The following is a 17,681-nucleotide window of genomic DNA, read 5'->3' as shown; positions in this document are numbered from 1 at the left end:
CCGTACTATTACACATAGCTTATTAGGTCGAGGGTTAAGGAGGGGTTAAATGATTAAATCTAAATATTGGGTTGCTAATTTAACAGTAAAAAGTAATCACTTTAGATGTTTTACATCGTTATAAATTTTGTAGCTGCTCTATCAACCATTTATGAATTGGGCTGTTATTGGTACGCGGATGCCATGCGGCTATTACTTTAAATGTAGGAGGCAGAGCTTCTATTTTTAGCTGTTTAACTTTGCTATTTGGTAATAATCTTGATGGGTAAAACGCCAACATATCGGTTGTATGCAAAATGTCGGGCACCGCTGAAAAGCTAGGTACCGACATTACAATATTACGTTTTAGCCCTTGGCTTTCAAACCACTGATCGTGCGATCCGCGCAAATTAGCGCGCGATGGCGACACCACTAGCTGTGAATGCTTTGCAAATTGCGCCAAACTCAAAGGCTCGGTGTAAGTAGTGTTACCTACACCAGTAATACACAAATGCTGTTCTTCAAACAAGGTGATATAAGAAAGGTTGTCAGGTATAAACTCAGGAAAGCTTATCAGTAAATCAAGCTCGCCTGCCGTTATAAGTTGATTAACGTTGTCAGACGCAAAGTCGCGCACTATTAGCTTTAAACCCGGTGCTTCGCGGCGGGTAATATTAAACAATTGCGGTAGTAAAGCCTGCGTGGCGTAGTCGGTTGCGCTTATGGTAAACACACCTTTATAAGTTTGCGGACTAAACAGTTCTGGCTCTAGTAACGATTCTAATTGCTTTAAAATATGATTAACAGGCGCCTTAAGTCCTTGCGCTTTAGGAGTGGCAACCATGTTGTTGCCTTGGCGAATAAACAAGCGATCGTCAAATAAATCTCGTAGCTTTCGCAGTTGCTCACTAATAGCTTGTTGCGTTAACCCCATTTTCTTGGCTACTTGCGAAAGATTTTGCAGTTCTAATAAGCTACTGAGTACTCTTAACTGTTTTATATCGAGCCGACTAATACCATTCATAATTGTATGCTGCACAAAAAAGTGTTGTTTCAAATTGTATCCTTAAATCTCTATGCTGCCAATGTTGCTTAACCACTATTTAAGCCTTTGTTTGCTTTATAAGAGAATTAAAAATGAAATCAGAATTAGTTAATACCGCCCCTTTATTCTCATCAATTGAGCTTGGCCCTTTTACACTTAAAAACCGTATTGTGATGCCTCCTCTTACTCGCTCTCGCAGCACTCAGCCTGGCAATATTCCTAATGAATTAATGGCTGAGTATTACTCGCAGCGCGCATCGGCTGGTTTTATGGTTACCGAAGGCACACAAATAGAACCTCGTGGGCAAGGTTATGCTTGGACCCCAGGTATTCACTCGCAAGCACAAATTGAAGGTTGGAAAAAAGTAACGCATGCAGTACACGCTAAAGGCGGCGTTATTTTTGCTCAGCTTTGGCATGTAGGCCGCGTATCGCACGCCACACTGCAACCAAATTCAGGTAAACCGGTTGGCCCTTCAGATATTATTGCTGACAATGTAAAAGTATTTATTGAAACCGCACCTGGTGAAGGCGCATTAGCAGAACCAAGTGAGCCCCGCGCACTAAGCACTATCGAGGTTGGTGAACTGGTAAATATGTATGCGCAAGCTGCACGTAATGCCCTTGAAGCCGGCTTTGATGGTGTAGAGCTTCATTGTGCTAACGGGTATTTAGTTAATCAGTTTATTTCTGAGCATACTAATAACCGTGACGATCAATACGGTGGAACGCTTAGTAATCGCCTGCGCTTTTTAAAAGAGATAGTTGAAGCGGTAAGTGACGTTGTAGGCTCTGATCGTTTAGGTGTTCGCTTTGCTCCTTTATTTGAAAGCACTGATGAAACACGAGTGTATTTAGGACTTGTTGAATCAAACCCTCATCATACTTATGTACAAGCCGTTAAAGTGCTTGAGCAAGCAGGTATTGCTTACTTATCGATTGCTGAAGCTGATTGGGATAATGCTCCCGATTTACCACAAGAATTTTATAAAGCAGTACGAGCTGAATTTTCAGGTCGCATTATTTATGCTGGCAAATACACCGTAGAAAAAGCGGTGCGTATTTTAGGTGAAGGTTACGGTGACTTATTTGCATTTGGTCGCCCGTTTATAGCTAACCCTGATTTACCAGAGCGTATAGCAAATAATTGGACGTTTAACGAAGCAGATGCAGCCACTATGTATGGCGGCACCGAAGTGGGTTATAGCGATTACCCTTTTTATCAAAAGTAACTAGGGTCTAAACTATATATGGAATTGGTATAGAACCGATACGGCTTTATAACAGGTAGCTTAATTAAGCTACCTGTTTTGAGATGAGACAACTATGTTGATAACACAGCTAAAATCTTGTTATTAGTTGCTCTCTACAATTGCTATTTTATTGCTCTACCTTCTACATCTATACAGCCATATATCAGTCATTTTTTAATAAAGTGAGCGTTAGATTTAATCTCTCAAATTGATTAAGTATTACTGTGAATTGGTATTAGCGTCAAGAACAGTAAAGATAAGTAAAAGGGTGTAAAGCCTCTCTACAGTTGCCCTTACATGCAGTTGGCATTCAGTTTCAACCATCAATACTGGCCATGTTAACCACAAACGAGGCTATATTATGAAACTTACATTTATACTACCTGCACTATTAGTTATTGGCACTTTATCTAGTTCTGCATTTGCAGCACCACATGATAGATATACAAAGCAAGAATATAAAAAGGTTCAGCTAAAACGAGAACTGAAAAAAATTAACCAAACTAAGGTAATCAAGTACGTGCCAGCTAAAGTTGTTAAAAGAAACGTTAATAACACAGCATTTGTTAAAGTTAATGTCATAACCTATCACCCAAGCCTTAAGTTTTTTAAAAGATAAATGCACCCTTTAAAATATAAAGTCATGTTTGCGGCAATAAACAACGCGCCGCAAACTCAGCTTTTTACACCACTTAAATTCTATTATTGGTATTACCCCATCTAAAACACGCAGAAATAACGTTTTTAAGACCCAGCAAAAGAATCCAAGTGTATAATTTAATAGCAATATTATTAAAATATTTCTCATAATATATAAACTTACAAAGAACAAATACCCCTCTAAAATCGTCGAAAACAACTAAGTATGTCAATAACTGTCAGTAAAATGTAAAAAGCTGTAAGGACCGTCTCTGAAACTACCACATATCAGTTGCCATTCAGTTTAAGGCGTTAATATTGAACTTAGTTATGTAACAACATAAACGAGGCATACTATGAAACTTACTTTTTTACTACCTGCACTGCTCGCTATAGGCGCAGTATCAGGCTCTGCGCTTGGAGCACCAAACGAGCGAGAGAATGATAAAAGCTTTAAACGTGATCACGACAAACGTGTTGAATATAAACGCGATGAACGCCGCCATGAAAAAAAGCAGCGCATTGAGCATAAAAAAGAAAAACGAGAAGACCGTAAGCAAGAAAAACGTAGACTCGCTAAGTACAAGCAGGAAAAGCGTGAACAACACCGCTACAGCCAGCGAAAATATAACTACTTAACAAGCCATAATAATTCAGTCGCTTACAGACAAAATCGATTTATAGACCATTTACCACGCAATAGCGCATCGATTAGATTTAATGGTATTTCGTTTACGTTTAACGACGGCCTTTACTACCGTAAAGCTAAAAGAGGCTACCACGTAGTTACGCCACCTAGAGGCCTGCGTATAAATACGCTACCAAGAAATTACAGGCATTTTAAACACCATAATACGACTTACTACACTTATCAAAATGTGTACTACATTGCTGATAATAATGGTTATACGGTCGTTGATGAGCCACCAACCCGTCTTAACCAGGCAATAAAAGTGGGTAATGTGAATGACTATAGCTTGGGCCAAACATACGACTCATTACCTCAGGCAGCACAGGCCGTAATAATTAACTCGCAGCAGTATTTTAAATACGGCGATATTTATTTTTTACCGCAAATAAGTGGTGACGACATAAAATACCTTGCTATTAAGCTAGGTTAAATCCGCTATAAATTAAAAGGCCTTGCTACCAATAGCAGGGTCTTTTTCATTTCTCCTGTAGGTAATAACCCAAAGCAATAAAATCAATTCTCCCTCTAAGCATTAACATGTCTTAGTATTTGTAAGCTTTTTTGCTAAACTAGCTCGCATATTAATAGTGAGAGTGTATTTATGTCGGGTGAGTTTCCACGTGCTGGTTTTTGGCGCCGTTTTGCGTCGTTAGTTTACGATACGTTAGCCATTATTGCGTTTGCGATGTTAACTGTAGTGCTGTATTTATTTGCTGTACAAGGGCTTATTTCTCTCGATGTAATTAGTTTAAATGGCGCAGAGGATGTATCTGCCTTTATTCAAAATTCAAATCTTCTTTCGGGTATTCGTACCGCTCTTTTAATTATTGTTACCTTAGTATTTTTTGGTTACTTTTGGACTAAAAGCGGGCAAACCATTGGCATGCGTGCATGGCGTTTAAAAGTACAAACTCTTGAGGGTAATTTAATTAGCTGGCCGCAATCAATTATCCGCAGCATTAGCGCTTTACTCGGTTTAGGTAATTTGGTGGTGTTAGTCGATTTTAAAAACAAAAAAGCACTGCAAGATTACATCTCTAAAACAGAAGTTATTGCGCTTACTAAAGAAGAAAACAGACGTATTTATAGTGAGCTTGATTAATTCCAACTTTCCAAATCGTGAATTACGCGGTGGTTAATCGGTAGTTAAAAAGCAAAAAGGGTGACCCGTGGTCACCCTTTTTCATGCTTTGAATAAGTACTCTATACCCGTTTATTCATCAAATATGTCGCAAAGCCTATAAATATAATACTGGGCAATACCGCACCTATAATGGCTGGTATTTGGTAAACCATAACTACAGGGCCAAATATTTCATTAGTTAAGTGAAACACAATCCCCGTTACAACGCCCATAATAATACGCGCTCCCATAGTAACGGTACGCAGCGGGCCAAATATAAACGAGAGCGCCACCAGCAGCATTACCGCAACAGATACTGGCTGCATCAACTTACGCCACAGTGCAAGCTCGTAGGTACTTGTGTCTTGTTCGTTTTGCTCTAAGTAACTTAAATACGACCAAAGCCCAGTAAATGAAAGTGACTCCGGTTTTACCGACACAACTCCTAACTTTTCCGCTGTGAGTTGCGAAGAATAAAACTCTTCAGGTAATTGCTCTGTTGTGGTTTTTTCGCTAGTAATAATAACCTTATTTACGTCACGAAGTAGCCAGCCATCTTTTCGGCTCAGTGCATCTCTTGCTTTAGTAATTTGGGTAAGCTCTAACGATTTATCAAAGTGGTACATGTGTACCCCGTTGAGTCTGCCATTTTCGTCTACATCTTCAATATTAATAAAATTGCTGCCGTCTTTAGCCCATACACCCTTTTGTGTATTAAACACATCACCGCCATGTATTGCTTGGTTACGCATTTCTTTAGCGTGTAATTGCGCTTCAGGTGCACCCCATTCGCCAAGTGCCATCATACATACAGCCATAAATACGGCGGTTTTCATCACTGAGCCAATTATTTGTAAGCGCGACATACCAGCGGCTTGCATTACTACAAGCTCGCTGTTTGAAGCAAGTGCCCCTAAACCCGTTAAGCCACCAATTAGCGCAGCCATCGGAAAAAACACCACTAAATCGCCAGGTATTGTGTAAAGCGTGTAAAGCATTGCGGTCATTAAATCGTAACTGCCGCGCCCTACCGACTTTAACTGGTCGATAAATTTAATTAAGGTGCTAATACCAACAAGTACCAACAATGCAAAGCCGGTAGTTTGTAAAATACTGCGACCTAAATACCAATCAAGCGTTTTCATCATGAGCCTAACTCCCGCTTAGTTACAACGGCTTTAAGCCAAGCGCCCAGTGGTCGCCCTTTTATAATTAATAACCCACCTATAAACAAGGCACTTAGGTGAATCCACCACAAGCCGATTGAAGGCGGGATTTTGCCATCTTCAACTGCAAATTTAGCGGCATTTAGTAAAATAAAGTAGCCTAAGTACAAGCTAATAGCAGGCACTAGTTTTGCAAATTTACCTTGGCGAGGATTAACCACACTTAGCGGTACTGCCAGTAAGGTAAGTAGTGGGATTGATAGCGGAATAGCGAGTCGCCATTGCCATTGAGCAATAGATTCAGGTGTATTTATAGCCAATAATTGGTTAGTTGGCACAGCCTCTAATTTACGGCGTTGATGCTCTATTTCTTGTTCTCGTATTTGTACGCTGTAACCATCAAATTCTGTTAAATTAAGTGCAGGCGTTGTGCCATCTGTTTCGTAACGTTTACCGTCTGTTAGTACTAGCTGTTGCTCACCATTTACGGCTTCAACCACAACACCTTGCTGTGCATATACTAAGCGCGCTAGATTACCTTTTTCGCTATCAGGTAACTGTGCAACAAATACCTTATTGAGCTCTTTGCCGCCCTTTTCAATATTATGAATAAACACCACGGCTTTTTCGTTACCGGTTTCTTGGAACCGCCCAGCCCTGAGTGCAGACAACCCCGCATCGGCTTTAGCTTGTTCTTTTAATTGGTATTCTTGCTCACTTGCCCACGGCGCTATATACATAGTCAATGCAGCGGCTAGTATGGCAAGTCCAACGCTTGATATAAGCGTTACGCGCACAACATACCATTCACTTACGCCACAGGCTTTAAGTACGGTCATTTCGCTATCGGCGTATATACGGCTGTAAGCCAAAATAATGCCTAAAAATATACTCAGCGGAAGTATTAGCGAGGCTAGTTGTGGAAGCTTTAGTGCAATCATCGATAGCACTAATTTAGCAGGAATGCTGCCCTCAGAGGCATCACCTAAAATACCAACTAACTTTTGTGACAAAAATATTGTCATTAAAGTTAAAAATACGGCGACCTGCGATTTTAAAACCTCAGCGGTCAAATAACGGAAAATTAGCAATGCTCGCCCCTGTTAAACATGGAATTTCACTACGATAGTGAGAATTGAATAGTTAAATAGCTATTTTACCCAATTAATACCGGCAAATAGGCTATTATTATAAGCCATCAAATTTAATTATCCTACCTAAGTGCACGATATAATGTTGCATTAGTAGCCCTTAAGCATATAAAGTTCAATTACACAGTAAGAGTCTAGCAAAATCAGCTAAAATAAGAATTATCCTTACATAAGTTACGTAGATAAGACTAGAAAATACTTTTTTAGCCCCAACTTACTAACTTAAATGACTCAAAATCAGGAGTGACAATGGAATTTAACGTAAAAAGTGGTAGCCCAGAAAAACAGCGCAGCGCATGTATTGTGGTTGGCGTTTACGAGCCACGTAGGTTATCCCCCATTGGTGAACAACTCGATAAAATTAGCGATGGTTATATCTCTAATTTACTTCGCCGTGGCGATTTAGAAGGTAAGCCAGGCCAAGTTTTATTATTGCATCATGTACCAAACGTATTAAGCGAGCGCATATTGCTTGTTGGTTGTGGTAAAGAGCGCGAGCTTGACGATAAGCAATATAAACAAATTATTTCTAAAACTATTAATACCTTAAACGAAACGGGCTCTATGGAAGCAGTTTGCTTTTTAACAGAGCAACACGTTAAAGGTCGCGACACTTACTGGAAAGTACGTCAAGCAGTAGAAACAACACAAGATTGCTTATACACGTTTAACCAATTAAAAAGTAAAAAAGTAGACCCTCGTCGTCCACTTCGTAAAATGGTGTTTAACGTACCAACTCGACGCGAACTAACGATTGGCGAAAGTGCTATCGAGCATGGTTTAGCCATTGCTGCAGGTAGTAAGCTGTGTAAAGACGTGGCTAATATGCCACCAAATATTTGTAACCCAGTGTACTTAGGCGAGCAAGCACAAGAGCTGGCAACTAATTTTGACAATATCACCGTTGATATTATTGGCGAAAAGCAAATGGCAGAACTAGGTATGAACTCATACCTAGCTGTTGGCCGCGGTAGTGATAACGAATCAATTATGTCGATTATTAACTACAAAGGCGCCGCTGACGACCAAGCCCCTATTGTACTTGTTGGTAAAGGCTTGACGTTTGACTCAGGCGGTATTTCATTAAAACCAGGCGAAGGCATGGATGAGATGAAATACGACATGGGCGGCGCTGCTGGTGTTATTGGTGCAATGCGTGCACTTGCACAAATGCAATTGCCGATTAACGTTATTGGTGTTTTAGCTGGCTGTGAAAACATGCCTGGCTCAAACGCATATCGCCCGGGTGATATTTTAACAACAATGTCGGGCCAAACAGTTGAAGTGTTAAACACCGACGCTGAAGGTCGTTTAGTATTGTGCGACGCACTAACGTACGTTGAGCGCTTTAACCCAGATACGGTTATTGACGTGGCAACACTGACAGGCGCTTGTATTGTAGCCCTTGGCGCGCATGCAACTGGTTTACTATCAAACCATAACCCACTTGCACACGATTTGTTAAAAGCGTCAGAGCAAAGTGGCGACCGTGCATGGCAGTTACCGTTATGGGATGACTATCAAGATCAACTAGATAGCCCATTTGCTGACTTTACAAACTTAGGTGGACGCTCTGCAGGAACAATTACTGCGGCATGTTTCTTGTCTAAATTTACTAAAAAGTATAATTGGGCGCATTTAGATGTTGCTGGTACAGCGTGGCGCAGTGGCGCTAAAAAAGGCGCAACGGGTCGCCCTGTTCCAATGCTTACTCAGTATTTACTAAATAGAGCTGGTGTAAGTGAAGCAGCTCAAGATTAAACGTTTAGTTTAAATTAATATCTGTTTATAAGGCGCCGTTTGGCGCCTTATTTATTTGTGTATTAATTGAAGCAAACCCCGTTATATGGCAAAATCTGCCTCTTAATTTATGTATATCAATTTGGTATACATTCAATGTCATGGGAAACCCCGATACAATGAACATGAACGCTAAATTTTTCGTTCTAAAGCAACAAGATGAGTTAACAGCTAAGGCTGACGATCATTTTGCTTTGGCTGCTCAAATTGCGGCCGATCAGTATCGAAATGGGCAGCGTGTGTTTATTTGTGTTAACGATAATGAAGCAGCCTGTGCCATTGATGAAATAATTTGGGCATTCGATCCAGATAGTTTTGTGCCACATAATTTACAAGGTGAAGGCCCTAAAGGCGGCGCACCTGTAGAAATTGGTATTACGCCACCTGTTGGCAATCGTAAAGTTTTAATTAACTTGGCTACTCAGTTACCGGATTACATTCGTCGGTTTAACCAAGTTTTTGATTTTGTACCCGTAGAAGCAGCTGCTAAACAGGCAGCCCGCGAGCGTTTTAAAAAGCTACGCCAACTCGGTGCCAATCTCACCACGCAAGATATTAATAGCTAGCCAATCAGGCAAACTAACCAACTAATTTAAGTACTTATTTAAGGTTCTGTGTAATGGATAAAACCTACAATCCGCAAGATATTGAACAGTCTCTATATCAAGACTGGGAACAAAAAGGCTACTTTAAGCCATCTGGCAAAGGCGTACCATATTCAATTATGATTCCGCCGCCAAATGTCACTGGTAGCTTACACATGGGCCACGCCTTCCAAGACACAATAATGGATACCCTAACGCGTTTTAAACGTATGCAAGGTAACAACACATTATGGCAAGTAGGTACTGACCACGCAGGTATTGCAACGCAAATGTTGGTTGAGCGTAAGCTTCATGCCGAAGAAGGTAAAACACGCCACGATTTAGGCCGCGAAGATTTTATTAATAAAATCTGGGAATGGAAAAAAGAATCTGGCGGCACTATTACCAAACAGCTTCGTCGCCTTGGCGCATCGGTTGATTGGGATCGTGAACGCTTTACAATGGACGATGGCCTATCTGAAGCCGTTAAAGAAGTGTTTGTACGCCTTCATAAAGAAAACCTAATTTACCGTGGTAAGCGCCTAGTAAACTGGGATCCTAAATTACACACTGCTATTTCTGATCTTGAAGTTGAAAACAAAGACAAAAAAGGCCACATGTGGAACTTACGTTACCCACTGGCTGATGGCGTTACAACGCAAGATGGAAAAGACTACATTGTAGTAGCAACAACTCGCCCTGAAACCATGCTTGGCGACTCAGGTGTTGCAGTAAACCCAGATGACGAACGCTACATAGATTTAATCGGTAAAGAGATTTTATTACCTATCGTTAATCGTCGTATTAAAATTGTTGCTGACGAACATGCCGATAAAGATAAAGGTACGGGCTGTGTAAAAATAACCCCAGCGCACGACTTTAACGATAACGAAGTGGGCAAGCGTCATCAAATGCCGATGATCAACATTTTCGATAAAGACGCCGCTATTCTTACCCAAGGTGAAACATACACCTTTGACGGTAAAGAGCTTGAGTTTGATGCGCCAATTCCTGAGCGCCTACACGGGCTTGATCGTTTTGCTGCGCGTAAAGCAATTGTGGCAGAATTTGAAGAACTAGGCCTACTTGAAAAAATTGAAGACCATGGTTTAACTGTTCCTTACGGCGATCGCTCTGGTGTTGTAATTGAGCCACTACTTACCGACCAATGGTATGTACGTGTTGCACCACTTGCTGAGCCTGCAAAAGACGCTGTTAAAAACGGCGATATTCAATTTGTACCTAAGCAATACGAAAACATGTACTTCTCGTGGATGAACGACGTACAAGATTGGTGTATTTCACGCCAGCTTTGGTGGGGTCACCGCATCCCAGCTTGGTACGACAATGAAGGCAACGTATTTGTTGGTCGCGACGAAGCTGAAGTACGCCGTGAAAACAACATTGCAGACAGCGTAACGTTAAGCCAAGACGAAGACGTACTTGATACGTGGTTCTCATCAGCACTTTGGACGTTCTCTACACAAGGTTGGCCAGAAAATACCGATGATTTAAAGACCTTCCACCCGTCTGATGTATTGGTAACTGGTTTTGATATTATATTTTTCTGGGTTGCGCGCATGATTATGATGACGCTGCACTTTGTGAAAGACGAAAATGGCAAACCACAAGTTCCGTTTAAAACCGTGTATGTAACTGGCTTAATACGTGACGACAATGGCGATAAAATGTCTAAGTCAAAAGGTAACGTACTTGACCCACTAGACATGATTGACGGCATTGAACTTGAAGACCTAGTACAAAAACGTACCGGTAACATGATGCAGCCAAAACTTGCCGCCAAAATCGAAAAAGATACGCGTAAAGTATTTGCCGGCGGTATTGAAGCACACGGCACCGACGCACTTCGTTTTACCCTTGCTGCAATGGCGTCTACCGGTCGTGATATTAACTGGGATATGAACCGCCTTGAAGGTTACCGTAACTTCTGCAACAAATTATGGAACGCAAGCCGTTACGTCCTAATGAACACAGAAGAGCTCGATTGTGGTTTTGCAAACGATGCTGATAAAGAGTTCTCATTAGCTGACCGTTGGATTTTAGGTCAATACGAAGCTACCGTTAAAACCTACACTGAGCACTTAGATAACTACCGTTTTGACCTAGCTGCTAACACGCTTTACGAATTCACTTGGAATCAATTTTGTGATTGGTATTTAGAGCTAACTAAACCAGTATTGTTTAAAGGCAATGAAGCACAGCAACGTGGTACACGCCATACGTTAATAACGGTACTTGAAAGCTTACTGCGTTTAATGCACCCAATGATGCCATACATTACTGAAACTATTTGGCAACGTGTTGCACCACTTGCAGGCCTTGAAACAGAGAACACCAGCATTATGGTTCAGCCGTTCCCTGTATATAACGAGGCAAGCGTTGATGCTAAAGCTATGGAAGATTTAGAGTGGGTTAAACAATTCATTTTAGCTATTCGTAATATTCGTGGTGAAATGGATATTAGCCCAAGCAAGCCACTTAACGTATTACTTGCAAATGCATCGAGCGACGACGTGCGACGCATTGAAGAAAACAAATCATTTTTAGCATCACTTGCAAAAATTGAAGAGTTTACAATGCTTGAAAACAAAGATGACGCACCAGCATGTGCAACATCTTATGTTGGCAACCTTGAGATCATGATCCCAATGGCGGGCTTAATTGATGTGGAAGCCGAGCTTTCACGTATTAATAAGCAACTCGAAAAAGCAGAAAAAGGCCTAGCACAAGTGCAAAACAAACTCGCTAACGAAAAGTTTGTTAATAATGCACCTGAAGCCGTACTTGCTAAAGAAAATGCAAAACTAGCTGAGTTTAGCGATGCTAAAACTAAGTTACTTGAGCAAAAAACTAAAATAGAAAGTTTATAAGCTTTCGTAAAATGCCTATTAACACTATTTAATAGGCATTAAAAAAGCCGCTCACTTATTGAAGTGAGCGGCTTTTTTGTGCCCTGTGATTAACCACAAGACACTTCTACATTAAAACTTGTAGTTGTACTGAGCGCCAAGTAATACCGCGTGGCCTTTAGACTCGAAGCCCCATTGGCTGCCTGAGTCATCTGCTTCAGTAAAGGTTTGAGTTTTACCACGAATAATACTCACGCCTAAATCTACATTTGATTGCTTATCGATTGTGTAATTACCACCAAACGAGAACCAAAAGCGATCGGTATCTGGAATAGAGATAGAAAGGTGTGTTTGCGATACTGGAGACTCATCAAATGCTACACCAGCACGAAGTAGTAAATCTTCGTTGTATTGGTAATCAGTACCTACAGAGTATCTGAAAGAGTCATCAAACTGCTCTTGCTTTTCAAACGCAACAAACTTATCACCAGTTGGTAGTGTCACTTGTGCTTCTAGTGACTCAAAACTGCTCCAACCTGTCCATAATACACTGTAATGTAAGCCTAACTTGTCATCTAGCTGATGTGAACCAGAAAACTCAGCAATAGCTGGTAATGTTAGATCAACAGCACCTGGAAGCTTAGCGCCGCCTGTACCACCAATAGCTGCTGGTAAGTCGTTTGAGAAGTCACCATCAAATGTGATGTCCGTTTCGCTGCGATAGTTAAAACCAAAACGGCTGTTATCATCTAGCTGGTACATTAAACCAACGTTTAAACCAAAACCAGTATCATCACCTTGAAGGTTTACAGCATCAGCACCAAAATCTATACCGCTTGCATTAGCACCCACTTTACGAATAACAGTTGCATCAGCATAAATAGCGTTTAAACCAATACCAAAGCTGAATTGCTCAGTTACTTTATAAGCAACGCTTGCATTAAGGTTAACAGTAAAGATTTCTGTTTCGCCAGCAATTTGGCCAGCAACGTATTCATCGTTAAACTCTGTAGATAAACCAAAGTTAGAAAATGCGCCAAAACCAATCGATACTTTATCGTTGTAAGGCATAGTAAAGTAAATAGCAGGTACTACAGCACTTGGTGCAATGCTGTCGTCATCTAATGCACTTGGGTCAATACCGTTATTAGTACTTTCGCCTTCAATACTTACATCTGGAATTACGCCAATAGCAGCAACACTTAGTTGCTTGTCTTTAAATAAAGTCATTAGTGCTGGGTTACGTGCAACTACAGACGCATCGTCTGCGATAGAAGCTTCACCAGCGTATGCACGGCCTAAACCCGATGCATTTTGCTCTGATAATTGAAACGCAGCTGCAAAGCTATCAGCTGAAACAAATGCAAGCGAAGCTGCAATAATAGTTTTAGAAAATTTCATTGTTGAGTCCTTAACCAAACTGACCGTCTGGGTACTATGTGTGTTGTTATTAGGATTTAAAACTTGGCTACACTACCTTAATTTTTTGTAAAAAACTCTATCAAAGTGTCAAAAAACAGCAAAAAACCCGGTTTTTAACCACATTTTAACGACAAATTAACGGTAATTTAAAACTCATCGGACTAGAAGTGTGCTATTAGAGCAAACACTCTAACTGTAATTAATTATCATTTAGATTGACTTGGGTTTAGCGGCCACTTACACTCATTATAAAATCGCAAAGGAAGTGAAACTGTGATCATTTTATTTATTATTACAGGGCTAATATTTTGTGGGGCGAGTGTGTTTTGCTTTTACAAAGCAAACTACTGCGCCTGTACTCAAGCAGGACAATGCGATAATCCCGTAAACCATTATTGGCTAGGGGCAATGTTAAATGCGTTGATCTCTTTAGCCCTGTGTTGTTTTGCATTGCACGTAGAGCTAGGCACTTTGCTATGGTTAACACTGATGGGAAGTTGCTTTTTGGGTGCATTTATTTCAGCAAAACAAACTAAAAAAAGGCAATGCAGTAAGGCTAATTCAACAAATGCTCTTTTAGCAGGCGAGACAAATTAATCTGATAATCTAAAGGCTTAACGCTTGATAGTATTTTAAGCTCTTGGGTGTGCTCACTTAAATCAATGTCTTTTGGTGTAACATGATGATTGTGCTTAGCGTTATAAAATAGCTTAATTTTAGGCTTAATAGGATTAAGTACATTTCCCTCAAGCACTAGCGCTAAACGCTCATTCGTTAATTTTACAATAGTCCCTACCGGATGAACCCCTAAACACTTTATAAACCGCTGCACTAACTCACCATCAAACAAGTGTTTATTGGCTAATAAATAACGTAATGCATTAATAGGCTCATCACCATCTTGATGCATTCTATCGGCAGTCATTGCATCGTACACATCTACAATTGCCATTATACGCGCCGGGCGACTTAACTTTTCAGCCTGCAGGGCTCGCGGATAACCAGATCCATCTAAGCGTTCATGATGATTTACTATCATATCAAGCATAAGGGGTGTTATACCCTTCTCGCCTTTAACTAAACCCAAACCTTGTGCTACATGCTTTTTAATGGCTAAGAGCTCATTATTAGTAACCTTAGTTGGCTTTGAAAATATACCTTGGGGTAATTTAGCTTGGCCTAAATCATGAAGTAACGCCCCCATTGCAAGCTCTTGTACAACAGCCTGCTCATATCCTAAGTATTTAGCAAATACAGCGGTAAAAATGGCGCAGTTGATCATATGCCGCCAGTTATAGCTGTGTTTATCTTTGATACGAGTAAGAATAGTCATGGCGTTAGCGTTACGAAAAACTGAGCTGACTATTTCGCTGGCTATTTCATCAAGCACTTTTATATTAACACTCAGGCCAGATGTTAAGTCACCGTATAACGACTGTAGCTTTCGACCGTGCTGATCGTAATTTACAGTCGCTTTAGCAAATTCTTGTTCGATTGAGATTGCTATAGGTGTTTTTTCTGCTTTTTGTTGGCTATTAGATGTTTTAGGTATGCTTTGAGGCTTATATTTGGCAGGAACTGGGGCATCACCTTTAGTAAAATCAATCAGTAGCTCAAGCACACCTTCAGAGACTAAACGCTTAATAATAGATCTATCGCGTACCAAGCCACTGGTCTTAATTTTTATGCTATTGATCCCTTCATGTTGCTTAGTAACGCTATCAACGTACATACCAGGAGTAAGTTCGGACACGGGCAAAGTAATTAGCATAAAGGTGGGATTTTTCTATTAAGGAATATGTACCTTAAATAGCATTAATTAAGCCTAAAAGTCTAGTTTTTGAGTTGTAAGTAGTTATATATAACTAAAACTATAATTTACAGCCTTATTAGAGCTGTAATGTAATTCTGATTATCTTAATTTTTAATAATTAAATGCTTTCTCTCAACTACACTGAAGTGTTTATCACTAAAAAACATGTGATTTAGCTATATAATTTATCTAATCATTATAAAAAAGCGAACTTTATTAACCTTTCTTGAACATAATATTGTTTTGCCTCGGTCTCAATATACACAGCACTTAATAACAACTGCTTTAAATTCTTAAGAGTACTAATATATGACAAAACTAAACCAACCCGTATCAAACCTAAGTGTGGCTGCAATAAACACAGCCTCGCCTTTGGGTCATATATTAAAAATAGCCGCTCCACTGCTTGATAGCCTATTGGGTATAAATAAACTGCGAGATATTTACCTCTCTAATAATTTATCGGGTTTGGATAAACAAGAGTTTAGTGAAAAGCTTTTAAATGTATTGGGTATTAATGTACTTGGCGCACAAGATGTTATTAACAAAATACCAAAGCAAGGCCCTTGCATAGTGGTATGTAACCACCCTTACGGCATGGTTGAGGGCGTAATAATTGCAAAATTGCTCACCCATTATCGTAGCGATACAAAAGTAATGGCTAACGTTGGTTTAAAAATATTTACAGAAATTAAAGACTATTTTATTTTTGCTAATCCGCTAAAGCCAAAAGCAGCCATTAATACCAGTGCAATTAAACAGTGTTTTAAACATGTAAATAACGATGGTTTACTTGTGGTTTTTCCTGCTGGCAGGGTTTCGTTTTTTCAATCAAAAAAACAACGTGTAACCGACGGACAATGGAATCGCTTAGCGGCTCAACTAGCCTTAAAAACACAAGCCCCTTTATTACCTGTGTTTATTAGTGGTCAAAATAGCCCTATGTTTTACAATTTGGGACGCATTTACTACCGATTTAGATTATTAATGCTAATACGTGAATTACTTAAAATTCAAAAAAGGTCCATTAATTTAGGTGCTAGTAATTTACTTACACCCAAGTTATTAAATAAATTTGAGAAAACTGACGACATTAACGATATTGCGCGCCTGCTTTGTTATTTAAACGATGAACGCTTTGTAACACCTTGGCAAGACGATGCCCAATCAATGCAACTAAAAGCGATTATGCAGGATGTTGATAAAACAAAAATGACGAGTGAACTTGCTAGCTTACCAAACGAGCAGCACTTATTAGACTTTAAAAGTTACTCCGTTTATTACGGTTATCAAGATCAAATACCTAATTGTGTTACTGAAATAACACGCCTTAGAGAAATAACCTTTCGTACATTAAACGAAGGAAGCGGCGAGCCATGTGATACCGATAAGTTTGACGCAACTTACATGCATTTATTTATTTTTGATCATAAAAATGAAGAGATCATTGGAGCTTATCGAATTGGACAAACTGATTTATTACAAAAAAATAGCGACGTGAGCGCCCTTTACTTATCGCAAATGTTTAATTTTGAACCCTCTTTTATTAATCAACAACAACCCTGCCTAGAAATGGGTCGCTCGTTTATAGTTCAAAAACATCAAGGCAGTTACCATGGTTTATTGCTGTTATTTAAAGGGATCGGTGCGTTTATGGCGCAAAACCCACGTTATAGGACTTTATACGGCACAGTTTCACTAAGTAAACTTTATGACCCTCGTTCTGTCGCAATTATTGATCATGCAATGGTTAATAATAAAAAAGGTGTTAACGCCAATACGCCTTTTAATAATAAAATTCACCCTGAGTTTGAAGACTTCATTAGCGATCACACGTTAAACATAGATCATGTATCAACATTGGTTATGGGAATAGAAGAAGATAAAAAAGACATACCGATTTTATTAAAGCAATATCATAAGCTAGGCGCTCAATTTCATTGTATGGGAATTGACAGTAACTTTAATCACACCCCAGGATTACTTTTAAGTGTGCACCTACCAAGTGCGCCTGAAAAGCTACTTAAGCTCTACCTTGGTGATAAAAAAGATGATTATATAAATCACTCATAATTTTATCTGCTGCATTAATACAGCAGGTAAAAATAAAGCAACAAAAAAGTCGACGCAATTAATTGCGTCGAC

14 protein-coding genes are annotated in these 17,681 nt (G+C 39.8%); 9 read left to right on the top strand and 5 right to left on the bottom strand.

Annotated elements, in window-relative coordinates; translation table 11 throughout:
* Positions 1-118: 118 nt before the first annotated feature.
* The gene (locus BW142_RS14280; protein ID WP_216351716.1) at positions 119-1,036 is read right to left on the bottom strand and encodes a LysR family transcriptional regulator; all 918 of its coding nucleotides are present in this window, start codon (positions 1,034-1,036) and stop codon (positions 119-121) included.
* An 80-nt stretch (positions 1,037-1,116) separates the two neighbouring features.
* Here BW142_RS14280 and BW142_RS14275 point away from each other — a divergent pair, with 80 nt between their 5' ends.
* From BW142_RS14275 to BW142_RS14260, 4 genes are all read left to right on the top strand, one after another.
* A complete protein-coding gene (locus BW142_RS14275) occupies positions 1,117-2,256 on the top strand; it encodes an alkene reductase (protein WP_076925279.1) in 1,140 nt (379 codons plus the stop codon).
* A 382-nt stretch (positions 2,257-2,638) separates the two neighbouring features.
* Positions 2,639-2,896, top strand: a complete 258-nt coding sequence (locus BW142_RS14270) for a hypothetical protein (RefSeq protein ID WP_076925278.1) — start codon at positions 2,639-2,641, stop codon at positions 2,894-2,896.
* 376 nt (positions 2,897-3,272) lie between these two features.
* A complete protein-coding gene (locus BW142_RS14265) occupies positions 3,273-4,037 on the top strand; it encodes a DUF6515 family protein (protein WP_076925277.1) in 765 nt (254 codons plus the stop codon).
* Positions 4,038-4,208: 171 nt separating this feature from the next.
* Positions 4,209-4,709, top strand: a complete 501-nt coding sequence (locus BW142_RS14260; protein ID WP_076925276.1) for an RDD family protein — start codon at positions 4,209-4,211, stop codon at positions 4,707-4,709.
* Between the two features lie 101 nt (positions 4,710-4,810).
* Here BW142_RS14260 and lptG read toward each other — a convergent pair whose 3' ends face one another.
* A complete protein-coding gene (lptG, locus tag BW142_RS14255; RefSeq protein ID WP_076925275.1) occupies positions 4,811-5,878 on the bottom strand; it encodes an LPS export ABC transporter permease LptG in 1,068 nt (355 codons plus the stop codon).
* Entirely contained in the window at positions 5,875-6,987 is a 1,113-nt protein-coding gene (gene lptF / locus BW142_RS14250; protein ID WP_007587281.1) for an LPS export ABC transporter permease LptF, read from the bottom strand. The genes lptG and lptF overlap by 4 nt, the downstream gene beginning before the upstream one ends.
* A gap of 309 nt (positions 6,988-7,296) precedes the next feature.
* Here lptF and pepA point away from each other — a divergent pair, with 309 nt between their 5' ends.
* The 3 genes from pepA to BW142_RS14235 all read left to right on the top strand — a co-directional run bounded on the left by pepA (position 7,297) and on the right by BW142_RS14235 (position 12,322).
* A complete protein-coding gene (pepA, locus tag BW142_RS14245) occupies positions 7,297-8,808 on the top strand; it encodes a leucyl aminopeptidase (protein WP_024604878.1) in 1,512 nt (503 codons plus the stop codon).
* Between the two features lie 158 nt (positions 8,809-8,966).
* A complete protein-coding gene (locus tag BW142_RS14240; RefSeq protein WP_024600719.1) occupies positions 8,967-9,413 on the top strand; it encodes a DNA polymerase III subunit chi in 447 nt (148 codons plus the stop codon).
* Between the two features lie 53 nt (positions 9,414-9,466).
* On the top strand, positions 9,467-12,322 hold the full coding sequence (locus BW142_RS14235; protein WP_076925274.1) for a valine--tRNA ligase: 2,856 nt from the start codon (positions 9,467-9,469) through the stop codon (positions 12,320-12,322).
* Between the two features lie 111 nt (positions 12,323-12,433).
* On the opposite strand, the gene BW142_RS14230 is transcribed toward BW142_RS14235, so the two are convergent.
* Entirely contained in the window at positions 12,434-13,702 is a 1,269-nt protein-coding gene (locus BW142_RS14230; protein ID WP_076925273.1) for an outer membrane protein transport protein, read from the bottom strand.
* A 294-nt stretch (positions 13,703-13,996) separates the two neighbouring features.
* On the opposite strand from BW142_RS14230, the gene BW142_RS20855 reads away from it, so the two are divergent.
* Entirely contained in the window at positions 13,997-14,320 is a 324-nt protein-coding gene (locus tag BW142_RS20855; RefSeq protein WP_024600722.1) for a hypothetical protein, read from the top strand.
* Here the strand turns inward: BW142_RS20855 and BW142_RS14220 are convergent.
* Positions 14,280-15,494, bottom strand: coding sequence for an HD-GYP domain-containing protein (locus BW142_RS14220; RefSeq protein WP_076925272.1), 1,215 nt, complete (start codon positions 15,492-15,494; stop codon positions 14,280-14,282). The genes BW142_RS20855 and BW142_RS14220 overlap by 41 nt on opposite strands.
* A 351-nt stretch (positions 15,495-15,845) precedes the next feature.
* Here BW142_RS14220 and BW142_RS14215 point away from each other — a divergent pair, with 351 nt between their 5' ends.
* Positions 15,846-17,609, top strand: coding sequence for a GNAT family N-acyltransferase (locus tag BW142_RS14215; RefSeq protein ID WP_076925271.1), 1,764 nt, complete (start codon positions 15,846-15,848; stop codon positions 17,607-17,609).
* The last annotated feature ends 72 nt before the right edge of the window (positions 17,610-17,681 follow it).

This window comes from Pseudoalteromonas sp. EB27, from assembly GCF_001974875.1.
GTDB lineage: Bacteria > Pseudomonadota > Gammaproteobacteria > Enterobacterales > Alteromonadaceae > Pseudoalteromonas.
The sequence above is the reverse complement of the archived record's forward strand: the minus strand, read 5'-3'. Positions and strand labels throughout refer to the sequence as shown.

What these genes read in the sequence shown, in the direction of transcription:
- BW142_RS14275 (WP_076925279.1), top strand. Translation starts at nt 1,117, where the DNA reads ATGAAATCAGAATTAGTTAATACCGCCCCTTTATTCTCATCAATTGAG.
- BW142_RS14270 (WP_076925278.1), top strand. Translation starts at nt 2,639, where the DNA reads ATGAAACTTACATTTATACTACCTGCACTATTAGTTATTGGCACTTTA.
- BW142_RS14265 (WP_076925277.1), top strand. Translation starts at nt 3,273, where the DNA reads ATGAAACTTACTTTTTTACTACCTGCACTGCTCGCTATAGGCGCAGTA.
- BW142_RS14260 (WP_076925276.1), top strand. Translation starts at nt 4,209, where the DNA reads ATGTCGGGTGAGTTTCCACGTGCTGGTTTTTGGCGCCGTTTTGCGTCG.
- lptG (WP_076925275.1), bottom strand. Translation starts at nt 5,878, where the DNA reads ATGATGAAAACGCTTGATTGGTATTTAGGTCGCAGTATTTTACAAACT.
- pepA (WP_024604878.1), top strand. Translation starts at nt 7,297, where the DNA reads ATGGAATTTAACGTAAAAAGTGGTAGCCCAGAAAAACAGCGCAGCGCA.
- BW142_RS14240 (WP_024600719.1), top strand. Translation starts at nt 8,967, where the DNA reads ATGAACATGAACGCTAAATTTTTCGTTCTAAAGCAACAAGATGAGTTA.
- BW142_RS14235 (WP_076925274.1), top strand. Translation starts at nt 9,467, where the DNA reads ATGGATAAAACCTACAATCCGCAAGATATTGAACAGTCTCTATATCAA.
- BW142_RS14230 (WP_076925273.1), bottom strand. Translation starts at nt 13,702, where the DNA reads ATGAAATTTTCTAAAACTATTATTGCAGCTTCGCTTGCATTTGTTTCA.
- BW142_RS14220 (WP_076925272.1), bottom strand. Translation starts at nt 15,494, where the DNA reads ATGCTAATTACTTTGCCCGTGTCCGAACTTACTCCTGGTATGTACGTT.
- BW142_RS14215 (WP_076925271.1), top strand. Translation starts at nt 15,846, where the DNA reads ATGACAAAACTAAACCAACCCGTATCAAACCTAAGTGTGGCTGCAATA.